Origin of the sequence: Pseudomonas sp. P7779, from assembly GCF_013386315.1 — a bacterium.
GTDB lineage: Bacteria > Pseudomonadota > Gammaproteobacteria > Pseudomonadales > Pseudomonadaceae > Aquipseudomonas.
The window spans coordinates 1-14297 of record NZ_JACARZ010000051.1 but is presented as its reverse complement, the minus strand read 5'-3'; the positions used below and the strand labels follow the sequence as shown (position 1 = coordinate 14297).

General features: G+C 62.7%; 12 protein-coding genes and 1 pseudogene. 7 read left to right on the top strand and 6 right to left on the bottom strand.

Annotation, left to right across the window (positions count from 1 at the left end; genetic code table 11):
* Positions 1–27: 27 nt before the first annotated feature.
* The 5 genes and pseudogenes from HX869_RS15965 (at position 28) to HX869_RS15945 (ending at position 5209) form a co-directional block, all read left to right on the top strand.
* A complete protein-coding gene (locus HX869_RS15965; RefSeq protein WP_177023300.1) occupies positions 28–1224 on the top strand; it encodes an SfnB family sulfur acquisition oxidoreductase in 1197 nt (398 codons plus the stop codon).
* A 12-nt stretch (positions 1225–1236) separates the two neighbouring features.
* The gene (locus tag HX869_RS15960; RefSeq protein ID WP_178903321.1) at positions 1237–1587 is read left to right on the top strand and encodes an acyl-CoA dehydrogenase; all 351 of its coding nucleotides are present in this window, start codon (positions 1237–1239) and stop codon (positions 1585–1587) included.
* Positions 1577–2992 (top strand): LLM class flavin-dependent oxidoreductase, encoded by a 1416-nt coding sequence (locus tag HX869_RS15955; RefSeq protein ID WP_178903320.1) that lies wholly within the window; start codon positions 1577–1579, stop codon positions 2990–2992. Before HX869_RS15960 ends, HX869_RS15955 begins: the two co-directional genes overlap by 11 nt.
* Before the next feature lie 124 nt (positions 2993–3116).
* A pseudogene (locus HX869_RS15950) lies at positions 3117–3698 on the top strand (hypothetical protein); the annotation flags it as partial.
* A 92-nt stretch (positions 3699–3790) separates the two neighbouring features.
* Positions 3791–5209 carry an FAD/NAD(P)-binding protein gene (locus HX869_RS15945; RefSeq protein ID WP_178903318.1) on the top strand — a complete coding sequence of 473 codons (1419 nt, stop codon included), beginning with the start codon at positions 3791–3793 and terminating at the stop codon, positions 5207–5209.
* 103 nt (positions 5210–5312) lie between these two features.
* On the opposite strand, the gene HX869_RS15940 is transcribed toward HX869_RS15945, so the two are convergent.
* Genes HX869_RS15940 through HX869_RS15925 form a run of 4 tightly spaced genes read right to left on the bottom strand, consistent with a single transcriptional unit; the run spans position 5313 to position 9945 of the window.
* Entirely contained in the window at positions 5313–6578 is a 1266-nt protein-coding gene (locus tag HX869_RS15940; protein WP_178903317.1) for an efflux RND transporter periplasmic adaptor subunit, read from the bottom strand.
* A complete protein-coding gene (locus HX869_RS15935; protein WP_178903316.1) occupies positions 6568–8049 on the bottom strand; it encodes a TolC family protein in 1482 nt (493 codons plus the stop codon). The genes HX869_RS15940 and HX869_RS15935 overlap by 11 nt, the downstream gene beginning before the upstream one ends.
* A complete protein-coding gene (locus HX869_RS15930) occupies positions 8042–9241 on the bottom strand; it encodes an ABC transporter permease (RefSeq protein WP_177020717.1) in 1200 nt (399 codons plus the stop codon). Before HX869_RS15930 ends, HX869_RS15935 begins: the two co-directional genes overlap by 8 nt.
* Positions 9238–9945, bottom strand: a complete 708-nt coding sequence (locus HX869_RS15925; RefSeq protein ID WP_023658970.1) for an ABC transporter ATP-binding protein — start codon at positions 9943–9945, stop codon at positions 9238–9240. The genes HX869_RS15930 and HX869_RS15925 overlap by 4 nt, the downstream gene beginning before the upstream one ends.
* Positions 9946–10308: 363 nt before the next feature.
* On the opposite strand from HX869_RS15925, the gene HX869_RS15920 reads away from it, so the two are divergent.
* The gene (locus HX869_RS15920) at positions 10309–11061 is read left to right on the top strand and encodes a TetR/AcrR family transcriptional regulator (RefSeq protein WP_003211721.1); all 753 of its coding nucleotides are present in this window, start codon (positions 10309–10311) and stop codon (positions 11059–11061) included.
* A 230-nt stretch (positions 11062–11291) separates the two neighbouring features.
* Here the strand turns inward: HX869_RS15920 and HX869_RS15915 are convergent, their stop codons facing one another.
* Entirely contained in the window at positions 11292–12137 is an 846-nt protein-coding gene (locus HX869_RS15915; RefSeq protein ID WP_177117474.1) for an alpha/beta fold hydrolase, read from the bottom strand.
* Between the two features lie 105 nt (positions 12138–12242).
* Between HX869_RS15915 and HX869_RS15910 the strand changes: the two genes are divergently transcribed.
* A complete protein-coding gene (locus tag HX869_RS15910; RefSeq protein WP_087694807.1) occupies positions 12243–13106 on the top strand; it encodes a LysR family transcriptional regulator in 864 nt (287 codons plus the stop codon).
* On the opposite strand, the gene HX869_RS15905 is transcribed toward HX869_RS15910, so the two are convergent.
* Positions 13107–14168 (bottom strand): FUSC family protein, encoded by a 1062-nt coding sequence (locus HX869_RS15905; RefSeq protein WP_003211716.1) that lies wholly within the window; start codon positions 14166–14168, stop codon positions 13107–13109.
* Positions 14169–14297: the final 129 nt, after the last annotated feature.

The window sequence follows — 14297 nt, the reverse complement described above, 5'->3', positions numbered from 1 at the left end:
TATCTCTCTGGAGCCTGGAGTCGGCCCATGTCAGCCCAACCCCTACAACCTGCCCACATCATCCGTTCGGACGCCGAGGCCATTGCGGTTGCCACCGAGTTGGCCAAGCGTTTTGCCGTGGACGCCGGCGTGCGCGACCGCGAGCGACGCCTGCCGGTGGCCGAGCTGGACGAATTCTCTGCCAGTGGCCTGTGGGGCATCACCATTCCCAAGGCCTACGGCGGCGCGGGAGTGTCCTATGTGACGGTGGCCGAGGTGATCAAGCTGATCTCCGCCGCCGACCCGTCCCTGGGGCAGATTCCGCAGAACCACCTGGGCGTCGTCGACATCCTCCTGCAAACCGCCAGCGAGGAGCAAAAGCAGCACTACTTCGCCAAGGTCCTGCAGGGCTATCGGTTCGGCAATGCCTTCTCCGAAGCCAAGAGCAAGAACGCCGGCACGTTTGACACACAAGTGCGCTTTGACGGCGACAGTGCGTTCATCAACGGCGAGAAGTTCTACTGCACCGGCGCACTGTTCGCCCATATCGTGCCGACGGTGGGCGTCAACGAAAAAGACCAGGCGTTCATCGCCTTTGTCGAACGGGACGCGCCGGGCCTGCAAGTGATCGACAGCTGGGACGGCTTCGGCCAGCGCACCACCGCCAGCGGCGGCGTGACCCTCGACGGTGTGAAGGTGCCGCTGAGTGCGGTGATCCCCGCGCACCAGGCCTTCGACCAACCCACCGCCAACGGCCCGATTTCGCAGATCATCCAGGCGGCCGTCGACACCGGCATCGCCCTCGGGGCCCTGGAACAAGCCAAGATTCATGCACGCCAGGCCCGGCCCTGGATCGACAGCCAGCAGGATCACGGCTGGCAAGACCCGTTCACCATCGCCGCCATCGGCGACCTGGAATGGCGGGTCCACGGCACCGAAGCGATCCTCGCCAAGGCCGGCATTGCCGTCGACCAGGCCCTGGCCAACCCCAACGAAGACACCGTGGCCAATGCCTCGTTGGTCGTCGCCCAGGCCAAAGTGCTGTCGGCGGAAACCGCCTTGCTCGCCAGCAGCAAACTCTTCGAACTGGCCGGCACCCGCTCGGTGTCCGGCAAGCACAACCTCGACCGCTTCTGGCGCAACGCACGTACCCACACCCTGCACGACCCGGCCCGCTGGAAATACCACCTGATCGGCAACTTCGTGCTCAACGGCGTCAAGCCCGCACGCCATGCCTGGAACTGAGGAGCTGCATACATGACCGCACTGAATCAGGCGCGCCAACTGCTGGAAAGCACCCGGCGCTTTGTCGAGAAAAGTGATGACCCCTACGTGATCAGCCGCTTCGGCGATTTGCAGATTCGCGTGGAGGTAGCGGCTGCTTTGTTTGAACGTGCCGAAACCCACCCAGGCCCGGTGGCCCTCACAGAAGCCCAGATAGCGGCTGCCGAAGCCCTTATCGCCGCCAGCAACGCCGAATTCGAACTCACCGGCCAGCGTACAGCGCTGCCGCCGACCCTTGATGATCCCCTGCGCTGGAAATACCAGATTGTCGGCAACTACCACCTCAACGGTGTCGCCCCCGGAGTAACGTTTAATGCCTCGTGAAATCCGTTTGAATGCCTTCGACATGAACTGTGTCGGCCACCAGTCGCCGGGCCTGTGGGCCCACCCGCGAGACCGCTCATGGCAGTACAAGGACCTGGAATACTGGACCGATCTGGCAAAAATTCTCGAGCGCGGCAAGTTCGACGGCCTGTTCATCGCCGACGTGCTGGGCATCTACGACGTCTATAACGGCAACGGTGACGCAGCGATTCGCCAGGCGGCCCAAGTGCCGGTCAACGACCCGCTGTCGCTGATCGCCCCCATGGCGCTGGTCACCGAACACCTGGGTTTTGGCCTCACCGCTTCACTGTCCTTCGAACACCCGTACCCGTTCGCCCGGCGCCTTTCCACCCTCGACCACCTGACCAAGGGCCGCGTCGGCTGGAACATCGTCACCTCGTACCTGGAAAGCGGCGCGAAGAACCTCGGCCAGAAAGCCCAGACCGAACACGATGCGCGCTACGACTACGCCGAGGAATACCTGGAGGTCTGCTACAAACTCTGGGAAGGCAGCTGGGAAGAGGGCGCGGTGTTGCGCGACCGCGAACGGCGGATCTTCAGCGATCCGAGCAAGATCCACGAGATCCGCCACGTCGGCAAACACTTCCAGGTGCCCGGCATTCACCTGTGCGAACCATCGCCACAACGCACGCCGGTGCTGTACCAGGCCGGGGCGTCGAGCCGTGGCAAACAGTTCGCCGCCGAACAGGCCGAATGCGTGTTCGTTGCCGCACCGTCGAAAGTACTGCTGAAGAAAACCGTTGCCGATATCCGCCGCCGTGCGGCCGAGGCGGGGCGTGACCCGAAGAAAATCCTGATCTTCAACTTGCAGACGGTGATCGTTGGCGAGACCGATGCCAAGGCCAAGGCCAAGTTCGACGAATACAAATCCTATGTCAGCTACGAAGGCGCGATGGCCCTGATCTCCGGCTGGACCGGCATCGACTTCAGCCAGTTCAAGCCCGATGAACCCCTCAAGCATGTGCATACCAACGCCATTCAATCGGCGGTGGAAGCCTTCTCCACTGCCGACCCGAACAAGGTCTGGACCCCGAATGAACTGGCAGACTGGGTCGGCATCGGCGGCTTCGGCCCGTTGTTCGTCGGCGGCCCGGAAACCGTGGCCGATCTGTTGCAGGAATGGGTTGAAGAGACCGATGTGGACGGCTTCAACCTGGCCTATGCACTGACCCACGAGACTTTTATCGACGCGGTCGAGTTGCTGGTGCCGGAGTTGCAGAAGCGCGGCGTGTACAAGACCGAATATGCCCAGGGCACCCTGCGGGAGAAATTGTTTGGGGACGGCGCGCGGTTGGCGGACAACCATCCGGGGGCCAGCTATCGTGACTTGTCGGGTGTACATAAAACAAATGTGGGAGCGGGCTTGCTCGCGAATGCGGACTGACATTCAGCATTGATGTTGCCTGACGCACCGTTTTCGCGAGCGAGTCGAGCCGTCCCACCGCCGCCCACATAAATCCGGCCAGCGGACCACCGCATGCTTGTTTCACCAATAGGAGCATCACCCTATGAGCGTGCATGAACTTGAACTTGCGCTGGATGTGGAATGGCCCGCCGAACGGGTCACGGTGTTGCCCGAGGCGTTGGCGCAGTTGCGCCATTGGGCACAAGTGACCCCGTTGCACAGCGCCCTGCGCCACAAACGTGACGGCCAGTGGTATGCCTGGCGCTGGATCGATGCCTTGCGGGATGTCGAGCGCCTGGCTGATGGCTTGCGTCAGCAGGGCTTTACCGAGCAGTCGCGGCTGGCCCTCAGCGGTGCCTTCGAACCCGGCCTATTGCTGCTGGCCCTGGCCGCCCAGGTGATCGGTGGCCAGATCCTGACCCTGGCGGATGACCTCGAGCCCGCTGCCCTGCAGCAACAAGTGTGGCGCATCCGGCCTACCCACGCGTATGCCCCTGGGCTCCAGCCGTTGGCGATGGTGCGACGGATCGACCCTGTGGACACCTCACAACGGCTCTGTCGCTGGTGGCAGCCTTCGGGCAAGACCGAATTGTGGAGCGGGGAAAGCACCCATTGGCAAGGCGGCCTGGCGACGGTGCTGGAGCAATGGCTGATTAGCGGCCAGAGCCTGGGCTTCCCGCAGTCGGGCTGAACTAGGCGTCCCGGGTCGATGTGCTGGATACTGCACGGGGCGATTTTTACCACAACCATTCAGGCAGACAGTAAGGGCGCAATTTCATGAGTGAAACCGAACGCGGACAGGCGACGAGCGCCATTCGCAACGCCGATGTGCTGATTGTCGGCGGCGGCCTGAGCGGGACGATGCTGGCGGTGCAGTTGCTGCGCCTGCCGGGCACGCGGCAGATCCTGGTGATCGAGCCGCGCCAGGAACTGGGGCGCGGCGAGGCCTACAGTGCGGTAGAGCTTGGGCACACCTTGAACGGCAACGCCGCGCGCATGAGCGTCGACCCGGACAACGCCGATGACCTGACCCAGTGGCTGACCGCCTACATCGCCGGCGGCGGCTGGCCCGAGTCGGACCAGCAGCACGTGCCCATCAGCGAACTGTTTCCGCCCCGCGGGATTTTTGGCCTGTACGCGCAGCAGCGGCTGGCCGAGGCCAAGGCGATTTCCGCGTCGACCGTCGAGCACATTCGCGCCGAGGTGACAGACCTTGAGGTGGATGAACACGCCACACGGCTGACCTTGAACGACGGCCAGCAACTGCGCGGTGCCTGTGCGGTATTGGCCACCGGCATGTTCCCGGCGGCACGCACGCCACAGACCGAATCCAGCGGCTTGAATGCCGCTGCCGTCGACCCGTGGGATGTATCGGCCATGACCCAACTGGACCCGCAATCCACCGTACTGATCATCGGTTCCGGGCTGACCATGGTGGACGCCGTGGTGTCCCTGGAACAGGCTGGCCATCGCGGGCCCATCGAGATTTTTTCGCGCCACGGCCTGTTGCCCCATGTCCGTCGGCAGCCGCCGGCCTGGGTCGACTTCCTGGGAGAAGACCACCGCCTGCGCAGCCCCCGGCAATTGCTGCGGGAAGTGCGGCGCCAATGCCGGCTCGCACTGGAGCAGGGGATTGACTGGCAAGCACCGCTGGACACGGTGCGCGCCAACATCGGACGGTTGTGGAGCCAGGCCAGCGAGGGCGAGAAACGTCAGTTCGTGCGGCATGTGCGGCCCTGGTGGGAAAGCCACCACCACCGTTCGCCGCCGTTGAGTGCCGAGTTGGTGGCGCGGTTGCATGGAGAAGGGCGGCTGCGGATCCGGGCGGCTTCGTACAAGGGGCTGGTGCCTTCGCAAGGTGAGGTGACGATCCGCCTGCGTCATCGTGGAGAGCAGGACGTGGTGCAGGTGTCGGGGGCGGCGCTGATCAACTCCAGCGGGATTGAATATGACTGGCGGCGCGTGGCCCGGCCGTTGCCCCGGCAGTTGCTCAAGCGCGGGCTGATTCAGCCCGGGCCGTTGGCGTTGGGGATTGCGGCGGATGTGTCGGGGGCGGTGCTGGATGCCCACGGGAATGTCAGCCAGCGGCTGTTTGCCATGGGCCCGCCGTTGCGCGGGATGTGGTGGGAAAGTACCGCAGTGACGGATGTGGCGATTCAGGCCAAGGCGCTGGCCGCGAGGTTGGCACACCTCTGAATCTAATGTGGGAGCTGGCTTGACTGCGATAGCGGTGGGTCAGCTGCATCTTTATCAACTGAGAGATTGCTATCGCAGGCAAGCCAGCTCCTACAGGTCGGGTTCATGGACCGACCTTCACAAACCCAGGCTTCAACCCAAACACTTCAACCCCCTGGGCCGTCGACTGCCCGGTGGTCACCGTCACCCGCTCCACCGGTTTATCCATCGCTGCCCGATATTCCACCGTCATCACCCCATCCCCGCGACTGATCGCCTGGGCCGGTACGACAATCGCCTGGTCATTGTTGTAGGTCACAATGGTCAACCGCGCACTCATCCCCAACCTTACCCGTTGCAACTGTTGCGGGGTCAGCTTGGGAATCGACAGGGTCACCGGAAACTGCGCGCTACCCTGGCTGTCGCTGGCAATCGCCAAGCCACTGACCACGCTGACCGATCCCGTCAGCCGTTCCCCATCAAACCCGTCGCCCGTCACCTCCACCGCCTGCCCTTGGTGCAACTGGTTGATGTCCAGCTCCGACACCTTGGCGACGATTTTCAGTTTCTCGATATTCGCCAGTCCAAACAGCACCTGGCCCTGGCTGACCTTGCTCCCGGCCTGCACCGGCGCGTTATTGCTCCCGCTGCCCTGGGTCGATGAGTTACTGCCCGGCGCCGGCACCACAATGCCGGAGAACGGTGCCTTGACCTCCTTGCCATCGAGCAGGGTGCGCAGGGCTTCATATTTCACGGTGGCGTTGGTCAGCTCCATATCGGCGATCTGCCGGTATTCGCCCTTGCCTTGTTCAACGGCCTGTTGCAGCTCAGCGCGGGCGGCCGTCAGGTCGAGTTGTTGCTGGGTGGCCTGTTGTTTCAGGTCGTCGAGTTCGTTGCGCGGGATGATGCCGCGCTTGAACAGGTTTTCGCTTTCGGTGAGTTTGCGCTGGGTGTTGCTGGCGGTCATTTCGGCAGTGCGCAGGGTGCGGCGGGCGCGCCCGACTTGCTGGCCGCTGTCCCAGTCCTGCATTTCCTGCACCGTGCGCCGGGCCTTGAGCTGGGCGGAGAGGGCGTCGCGCAGTTGCACTTCGAGGGTGGCCGGGTCCATGCGCAGCAGCACCTGCCCGGCCTCGACCCGCTGGCCCTGTTCCACCAGGTTGGCCTGCACATTACCGTCGAACGGCGCGGTGAGGGTGATGGTGGTGTCAGGCTCGATCTTGCCCACCAGGCCGATCTGATGCACCAGCGGGTCGACCTTCACCGCCAGCCACTGCTCGGCGTTGCCGGGCTGGTTGGCGGCCGGGCTTTGACGGCTGAGCAGCGAAATGCCGACGCCAGCCACCAGCACAATCAACACGGCGCCCAACAGGCGCTTCTTATTAGTAGTCATTGAGGGCGATTTCCCAACTTTCCAGCGTCATGCCCAAGGTCAAGTCGAGCTGAGTCTGGGCGTTCAAATAGGCAATCAGCGCATTGAGCCGCGAGTTCTCGGCGTTGCGCAGGTCGGTTTCGAAACTCAACACCTGGAAGTTCGTGGAGCGCCCGGCGCTGAGTTTTTCCCGTTCGATTTCGATCTTGCGCTTGGACAACTCTACCGCCCGCTGGGAAATTTCATACTGGCGCCAGCGAGTGCCCAGGTCGCGCACCACATCGTTGACGTCGCGCTCCAGTTGCTGGCGGGCGTCGGCGATGATGATCTCCTGGTTTTCCACATCGACCCGCGCGTGCACCTCGGCCTGGCGAGTGCTGATGTCGCCGATGGGAATCTGCACCTGCACGCCCGCGTAGCTGTCCCAGCGCCGATTGCTGTTGTAGCCGTTATCGTCATTGGTGGCGGCCCGAATCTGGTTGGCACCGGCCACCAGGTCCACTTGCCAGCGGCCGGAGTCCTTGGCGATCACCAGGTTGAGGTCGGCCTGCTGGCTGCCGAGCAGGGTGGCGAGGTATTCCGGCTGCTGGTTCTGCGCCAGCACGAAAGCCTGGCGTTTATCGATGTCCATGGGCCTGGCTTCAAGGGCCTCGGTGGCGCGGATCGGTGTCGACAGGTCGAGGGCCAGCAGGCGCAGCAGGGCCAGGCGGCTGGTGTCCAGTTGGTTCTGGGCTTCTTCCACCCCCAGTTGCTGGGTGGCGATATCGGCTTCGGTCTGCACAATCTCGAACTCGGCCATGCGCCCGGCACTGATCAGTGCCTTGTTCACTTCAAGCAAAATGCCGGAGCGCTTGAGGGCGTCCTGCACGATGCTCAGTTGTTCCTGGGCCCGCAGCAACTCGCGGTAGGTGGCGATGATGTTGCTGATGGTTTGCGCCACGTTGGCCTTGAGGTTCAGGCGGTTGGCCTGTTCCGACAGGCGTGACAGGCGCAGCGGGGCGGTGGTGGCGTCCCAGCCGGCACCGCGCATCAGCGGTTGGATCAGTGACAGGTCGAGGCCGTCGCTGCGGTAGCGTCCGGCGCGATCGGCGTTGTTCAGTTGTTGGGTCCAGTTCATGCTCAGGCGCGTGCCGTACTCACCGAGCAAGGTGGCATTAGGCGCGAGGTTAGCGTTGCGGGAGCTGTCTTCAGTGCCTTTAGTCGTGCGGTAGTAGCTGTTCAGGGTCAGCTTGGGGTTGAACGTGTCTTCAGCCACCCGCAGGTCGAATTTCTGCGCCACCCGTTGCAGGTACGCGCTGCGAATCGCCGGGTTGTTGCGCAGGCCCAGGTACACCGCGTCGCCCAGGGTCAGGGTGGTGGACTGGGCATTCAGCGACACGCTGCGTTCATAGCCACTGCGGGTGGTGCTGGGCGCGGAGGGGCGAATCACCACGTCGGCGGCCACGCTGTGCAGGCTTACCAAGGCGGTCAACAACAGCAGGCGTTTATTCATCGCGCAGGGCCTCCACCGGCTGCAGCCGCGAGGCCGACACCGCCGGATAGATCCCGAAAAACAGCCCCACCAGCAACGTGCTGCCGACCCCGAGCGGCAGCGCGGCCACCGCCAGGGAAAACTGCCAGCCGGACAGCCTGGCATACAGGTATGCGGCGGTCATGCCCAGTACCGCGCCGCATACCGCACCCACGGCGGTCAGGGTCACGGCTTCCAGCAGGAACAGGTTGCGAATGTCGCGCTGGCGCGCCCCGAGGGCCATGCGAATCCCGATTTCCCGGCGCCGCTCCGAGACGTTCATCAGCATCACGTTCATCACGCCGACGCCGCCGCCCACCAGGGAGATCGCGCCCAGGGCCAGCAGCAGGTAGGCGAAGGTCCGGCTTTGGCGGGTCATGCCATCGATCATTTGCTGGGGCACCTGAATGTCGACATCGTGGTCGGTGAGCTGGGCTCGCAGTGCCACGGCTGAGTCCTGGGCGAGGCGTTCCATATCCTGGCCGGGGGTGGCACGGATGATCACGTTGCCGATTTGCGGGCTGGCGTAGATCCGGCGCATGCCCGGGGCGGGGACGAACAGCGATTCGTTGGCCTGTACGGGAATCAGCATTGCCCGGGGCTGGCTGTGCAGAATGCCCACGATCAGGAACAGGTAATCGTTGATACGTACCCGGTCGCCCAGTTGCAGCGGGTCGCCGGGCACGCTCAAGGCCTGGACGACCTGGTCACCGACGACCGCATAGGTTTCCCCAGCATCGAAACTCGACAGGAAGCGCCCGTCGCGCACCGACAGGCGCATGGCATCCTTGAGGTCCGGCGTACTGCCGACGAGGCTTGCGTTCCAGGTACGGCCATGGAACACCACTGGCCCGCTGAACAGCGAGACCGCACCGATATGGGCAATGCCTGGAACGCTGCGGCGCACGGCTTCCAGGTCCAGGCTGGCGGGCATTTGCGCAGTGCTGGCACCCCTGGGCGGGAATTGCGCCACCAGGGTGTCGGTGCCCATGTCCTTGAAAATCATCGCCGCGTCTTCGGCGGCGTTGTGCCCGATATTGATCAGCGCCACCACCGAGGAACTGCCGATGACGATGCCCAGCAAGGCCAGGATCGAGCGCTTGCCCAGGGTGCGCAGGCTGACAAACGCCTCGTACAGCAACTGGCTCAGGCTTTGTTCGACCCGCAGGCTCATAGGCGCCCGGCCTCTTGCACCACGCCATTGCGCACCAGGATCTTGCGATTCAGGCGTTCGGCAATGTGCGGGTCGTGGGTGACGATGATCAGCGTCACCTGCTGCTCGCGGTTGAGCGCCAGCAACAGGTCCATGATCTCCTGGGCGGTGGTGCTGTCGAGGTTGCCGGTGGGTTCGTCGGCGAGGATCACCGACGGGTTGCCGACCAATGCCCGGGCGATGGCGACCCGTTGGCGCTGGCCGCCGGAAAGGTCGGCCGGGCGATGGTGGGCGCGCTCGGCCAGGCCCACCTGGTCGAGCATGCGCAGGGCCTGTTCCACCGAGTCGTGGCGTGACACGCCGCGGTAGCTCAGGGGCAGGGCGACGTTGTCCAGGGCACTGAGGCGTGGCAGCAGGTTGAAACTCTGGAAGACGAAACCGATCTGCTGATTGCGGATCGCCGCCAGTTGATCGGGGCTGGCGCTGAAGATGTCATGGCCGGCAAAGCGGTACTGGCCGCAGTCGGGCAAATCCAGCAGGCCGAGAATATTGAGCAGGGTACTTTTGCCGGAGCCGGAGGCGCCGAGGATGCCGCAGCTGTCACCGGTTTCGATGGCCAGGCATACATCATTGAGAATCGACAGGTGTTGACCGGCCAGCTGATAGCTTTTGCCGATGCCTTGCAAGGAGATAAAGCCTGGGTGCGCGGGGGTATCTGTCATCATGACTACGCCTGCAGCCTCGACAGCGCCGTGCTTCCCCCGAAAATCCTTGTAACAAGTTCAGGAGCTGCCTGGTACACGTCACGGACTGGTTTTATTTCTTGTTTTTAAAATATTGTTTGAATACTAACCGCGATCCAGCCGTTCCGCCAGCCATGGATATAGAGCGGTTTTACCCTTTGAAACGATTCTTCAAAGGGACGTTTCCGGCGCTGCAAAAATCCATCAGCTACCCTCAATGAGCCCGTTGCTGTTGGCTTTGAATAGTATGGCGCTGTGTCACTACTTGCTTTCAGGCAGCGGCCCCGGTATAAAAAATCAAATTAATTTTTAAAACAATATTTCCGCAGTGGAACCCCAATCCCTATGGTCGCGAAGAAACTCAGCGCTCCAAACGTTACCAAGACCCGATTGCTGGATGCGACAGAGGCTCTTTTCATCAAATACGGCTATGACGCTGTTTTGTTGCGGCAGATAACCGAGAGGGCCCAGGTCAATCTCGCTGCGGTGAATTACCACTTCGGGGACAAGGACTCCCTGATGAAAACCCTGCTGATGCAGCGCCTGGAGCCGCTCAACGAGCAGCGCCTGGAGTTGCTCGCCCGGTGCGAAGCCGAATCCGACGGCCCGCTGGATTGCGACACCTTGCTCGGGGTGCTGTTCGCCCCGGCCATGGGCCTGGAACGCAGCGACCCGGCCAGCGGGGAAGGGCGTTCATTCATCCGGTTCCTGGGGCGGGTGTACAGCGACACGTCGCCGTTTATCCAGGAATACCTCAAGGTGCATTACCAGCCGGTGTTCCAGCGCTTCTTCGAAGCCTTCGCCCTGGCGCTTCCGGACTTGCCGCGCAACGAGCTGGGGGTGCGCCTGCAATTTGCCCTCAAGGCGATCTCCGGGGTGATGGCCGGTACCGAGCTGCGTTTGCTGATGAACTCCATGAGCCTGGGACGCCCGGCCACGGATGCCGAGGTCATGGCCAAGCTGATTACCCTGGTGTCGGCGGCAATTCGTGTGCCGCAGCAAAGTCCTGAAGCCGAAACGGCCCTGGCGCGGGTGCTCGATACCCAGCGCGCGATACGTGAGCAAGCGGCGTCGCCTGTCAACAAGGTGGCTCGTTGACCCATCAAGACCGGCTCGCAATGGGCCGGTTTGCTTCGACTCCTCTCTCCAGAAACCGTGTGGCCACTCAAATCCCGGGCAAAAAAAACCCGCTGGGGCGGCGGGTTTTTAACTACAACGTTTGTAACGGATGAGGCTTTACCCTACGTCTCTGGATGTGAATAAAACGTGAAAAATATGTAAGAGAAAGTGTGAAGTCTATTGGCTTGTGTAATCCCGACAAATGGCAGTCAGCGTTTACTGTGAACCTGGCCGATAAAGTCTACAAGGTACTCACTCACCCGTTCCGGCGCATCCTCCATCAGAAAGTGCCCGGCGTTTTGCACCACCTGCAGCACGGCCCCATGAATGTCGTTTCGCAGGCGATGTGCATAAGCCAGCGGCTGCCATTCATCTTCAGCGCCCCATAAAATCTGCACCGGCAAATCCATGCCCGGCAGGCGCTTCGCAAAATCGGCGGTATACCGCGAGTCGTAATGCGCCACCTGATGCTGGTAGAACGCTGGCTGACCGATCACGCCACTGATCGGCGCCAGGTATTCCTCCAGCAGCGCGCCCTGCATCACGCTCTTGTCGAACACCGCCATGGCCAGTTGTCGGATCATCAACGCGCGGTGTTCATCCGGTGCCATGCGTGCATGTTCGGCAAACCGCTGATGAATCCCGCGCCAAGTGGGCGATGGCCACGAGTCATAGCTGGGGGCGTCGGCGACCGTCAATGAGTGCACCCGCTGCGGGTGGTCAAGGGCAAACAGCAGCGCGTTGACGCCGCCGATGTCATGGCCCACCAGGTGCACACGCTCGAGCCCCCAGTGGTCCAGCAAATCGCCGATCAAGCGGCTTTGCACTGCCACCGAAGTATCCCCCTGGAGTGGACGCTCCGAAGCGCCGAAACCCAACAGGTCAAACAAATGGACCTGCATGCCGGCGGCAGTCAGACGCGGCACCACCTTGCGCCAGATGACGGAATGGGCGGGTGTGCCGTGCAGCAACAGCACCGGCAGCCCCTCGCCATGGCGGCCAGTGGCGATGCGCCAACCGTTGATCAGTGCGGTTTCGTTAAGCAGGGCAGTCATGACAGGTCCTCGCGGTTGATTAAGGCTTTACCCTAAAGCTCGGCTGGTCATGACGCCAATGACAACTTACTCTCTGCTAATCCTGTTTTTGTCATAGGTCTGATCATGAACCAGCGACTGCCCATCGATGTGCTGCGTGCCCTGCAAACTGTGGTCGAAACCGGCAGTGTCACCCGGGCGGCCGAGCGTTTGAACCTCAGCCAGTCGGCGGTCAGCTGGAAGATCAAGCGCCTGGAGAAACAACTCGAGCGGCCATTGATCCAGCGCGAGGGCCAGCGCCTGGTGGCCAGTGATGACGGCGCGCAGTTGCTCGTCCACGCCCGGCGCATCATCGAGGCCCACGACGCGGCGCTGGCGCATTTCAATCCGGTGCAGTTACAAGGCTCCATCCGCCTGGGCGCCACCGAACAGGTGCCGATGGCCGAGTTGTCGAACTTGCTCGGCCAGTTTTCCCGGCAACACCGCCAGCTGGATGTGCGAATTGTGGTGGAGCAGAGCCACGTGCTTCGCCAGGCCCTGGTGGACCGTGAGCTGGACCTGGCGCTGCACCAGGATTTCATCCCGCGTATCGAAGCGCGGGACCAATTGCTGTGGACCGAACAGGTGCACTGGTGCGCCCGGCCAGGCTGGCAGCCTGCGCCTGACGAATGCGTGCGGCTGATCACCTTCGGCCCCGGCTGTTTTTACCGGCAACTGGCCCAGGAACGCCTGAGCGCCTTGGGCATTCGCTGGCAGGTGGTGGTGGAATGTGGGTCGGTGGAGGGTGTGGTATCGGCCATCGCCGCCGGGTTGGGCATCGGCCTGCTCAGCAGTGACCATCTCGACAAGCGCGTGGAAGTGTATCGCCCCTTCGACCAGCGGATGCCGCTGCCCGAAGTGGCGAACGTGTTGCGCTTTGCCGAGGACAGCCCCGCGCCTCGGTTACAGGCGTTGCAGCAGCTGTTGATACAGGCGCTGCACCGGGGCTGATCAGATTTTCCAGTGGCTGGCGCTCTTGGCCAGGCGCTGGCGCATGGCGTCAATATTGGCTGCCAGTTGCAGGGTCAATAACCGGTAACCGTCCAACGCGTTGACCACCGGCACTTCAAAGGTCTGTTCGTGGGTCGGCGTGGTGCTCGGACGTTCCAGCCGGTCGGTGGCCCCGGATTGCAACGCCCGCGCCATCCCGATCAACTGCACCCGAATCTGCCGGTGCTCGGCTTTCAACGCCACCTGCATGCGCGCCAGGGCTTCCTTGTCCCGTGGGTCGGGGCGGGTGTTGCCGAGGATCTCCAGGGTGCTGATGCACATCCGCAAATGCCGCTGCAGGGTGTCCAGCTCGGTCATGGAAATCCGCACTTCCTTGGAGACCGATGGCATCAGCGAGCGTAGTTGCAGCATCGCGGCGTTCAGGCGATTCAGCAGCTTGAGGTGTTCATCATCGGTGACCGATTGGCCGCTGATGATCCGGCTATAAATCGCCGCGCAATCGCGCAAGGCACTGGCCAGGTTGTAGCGCCAGGAATACACCGCATACAGCGGCAGGGCGAAGGAAAACGCCAGGGCCAGGACGATGCCGATCAGGATGTCGACCGTGCGCCACAACCCGTCCGATATCGGATTATCGCCATGGCCCGCAACGATAAATACGGTGATGGCCGACAGCAACGCGATGTATCCGCCCTTGCCGATGGCGTGATAGGAAAAGAACCCGCACACCACCGACATCAGCAAATAGGTCAAAAGTGGCTGCCCCAGATACGCCTGTTGCAGCACCAGCAGCAAACCGACGCTGGCGCCGATCAACGTGCCGTAGGCGCGCTCGACGGCTTTCTTGCCGATATTGCCGTGGTGCTGCAAACCGCCGATCACGATCAGCATCGTCACCGAGGCCCACTCACCATGGGGCAGGTTGATGCCGGTGGTGAGCAGGATCGTTGCGAGCAACCCAATGGAAACCCGCACCGCGTGGATCAACTTGGCGTGACGGTAGCGCCGGTACGGGTCCAGCAAGGGACGCAGCAAGCGGCGGGCGAAGAGAGGGAGATTCATTGGTATCAGGGTAACCTCGTTGTTCAGGCTTCACTCAGTTCCAATGTGGGAGCGGGCTTGCTCGCGAAGGCGGCGTGTCAGTCAATACATCCGGCGACTGAACAACCGCTTTCGCGGGCAAGCCCGCTC

What these genes read in the sequence shown, in the direction of transcription:
- HX869_RS15965 (WP_177023300.1), top strand. Translation starts at nt 28, where the DNA reads ATGTCAGCCCAACCCCTACAACCTGCCCACATCATCCGTTCGGACGCC.
- HX869_RS15960 (WP_178903321.1), top strand. Translation starts at nt 1,237, where the DNA reads ATGACCGCACTGAATCAGGCGCGCCAACTGCTGGAAAGCACCCGGCGC.
- HX869_RS15955 (WP_178903320.1), top strand. Translation starts at nt 1,577, where the DNA reads ATGCCTCGTGAAATCCGTTTGAATGCCTTCGACATGAACTGTGTCGGC.
- HX869_RS15945 (WP_178903318.1), top strand. Translation starts at nt 3,791, where the DNA reads ATGAGTGAAACCGAACGCGGACAGGCGACGAGCGCCATTCGCAACGCC.
- HX869_RS15940 (WP_178903317.1), bottom strand. Translation starts at nt 6,578, where the DNA reads ATGACTACTAATAAGAAGCGCCTGTTGGGCGCCGTGTTGATTGTGCTG.
- HX869_RS15935 (WP_178903316.1), bottom strand. Translation starts at nt 8,049, where the DNA reads ATGAATAAACGCCTGCTGTTGTTGACCGCCTTGGTAAGCCTGCACAGC.
- HX869_RS15930 (WP_177020717.1), bottom strand. Translation starts at nt 9,241, where the DNA reads ATGAGCCTGCGGGTCGAACAAAGCCTGAGCCAGTTGCTGTACGAGGCG.
- HX869_RS15925 (WP_023658970.1), bottom strand. Translation starts at nt 9,945, where the DNA reads ATGATGACAGATACCCCCGCGCACCCAGGCTTTATCTCCTTGCAAGGC.
- HX869_RS15920 (WP_003211721.1), top strand. Translation starts at nt 10,309, where the DNA reads ATGGTCGCGAAGAAACTCAGCGCTCCAAACGTTACCAAGACCCGATTG.
- HX869_RS15915 (WP_177117474.1), bottom strand. Translation starts at nt 12,137, where the DNA reads ATGACTGCCCTGCTTAACGAAACCGCACTGATCAACGGTTGGCGCATC.
- HX869_RS15910 (WP_087694807.1), top strand. Translation starts at nt 12,243, where the DNA reads ATGAACCAGCGACTGCCCATCGATGTGCTGCGTGCCCTGCAAACTGTG.
- HX869_RS15905 (WP_003211716.1), bottom strand. Translation starts at nt 14,168, where the DNA reads ATGAATCTCCCTCTCTTCGCCCGCCGCTTGCTGCGTCCCTTGCTGGAC.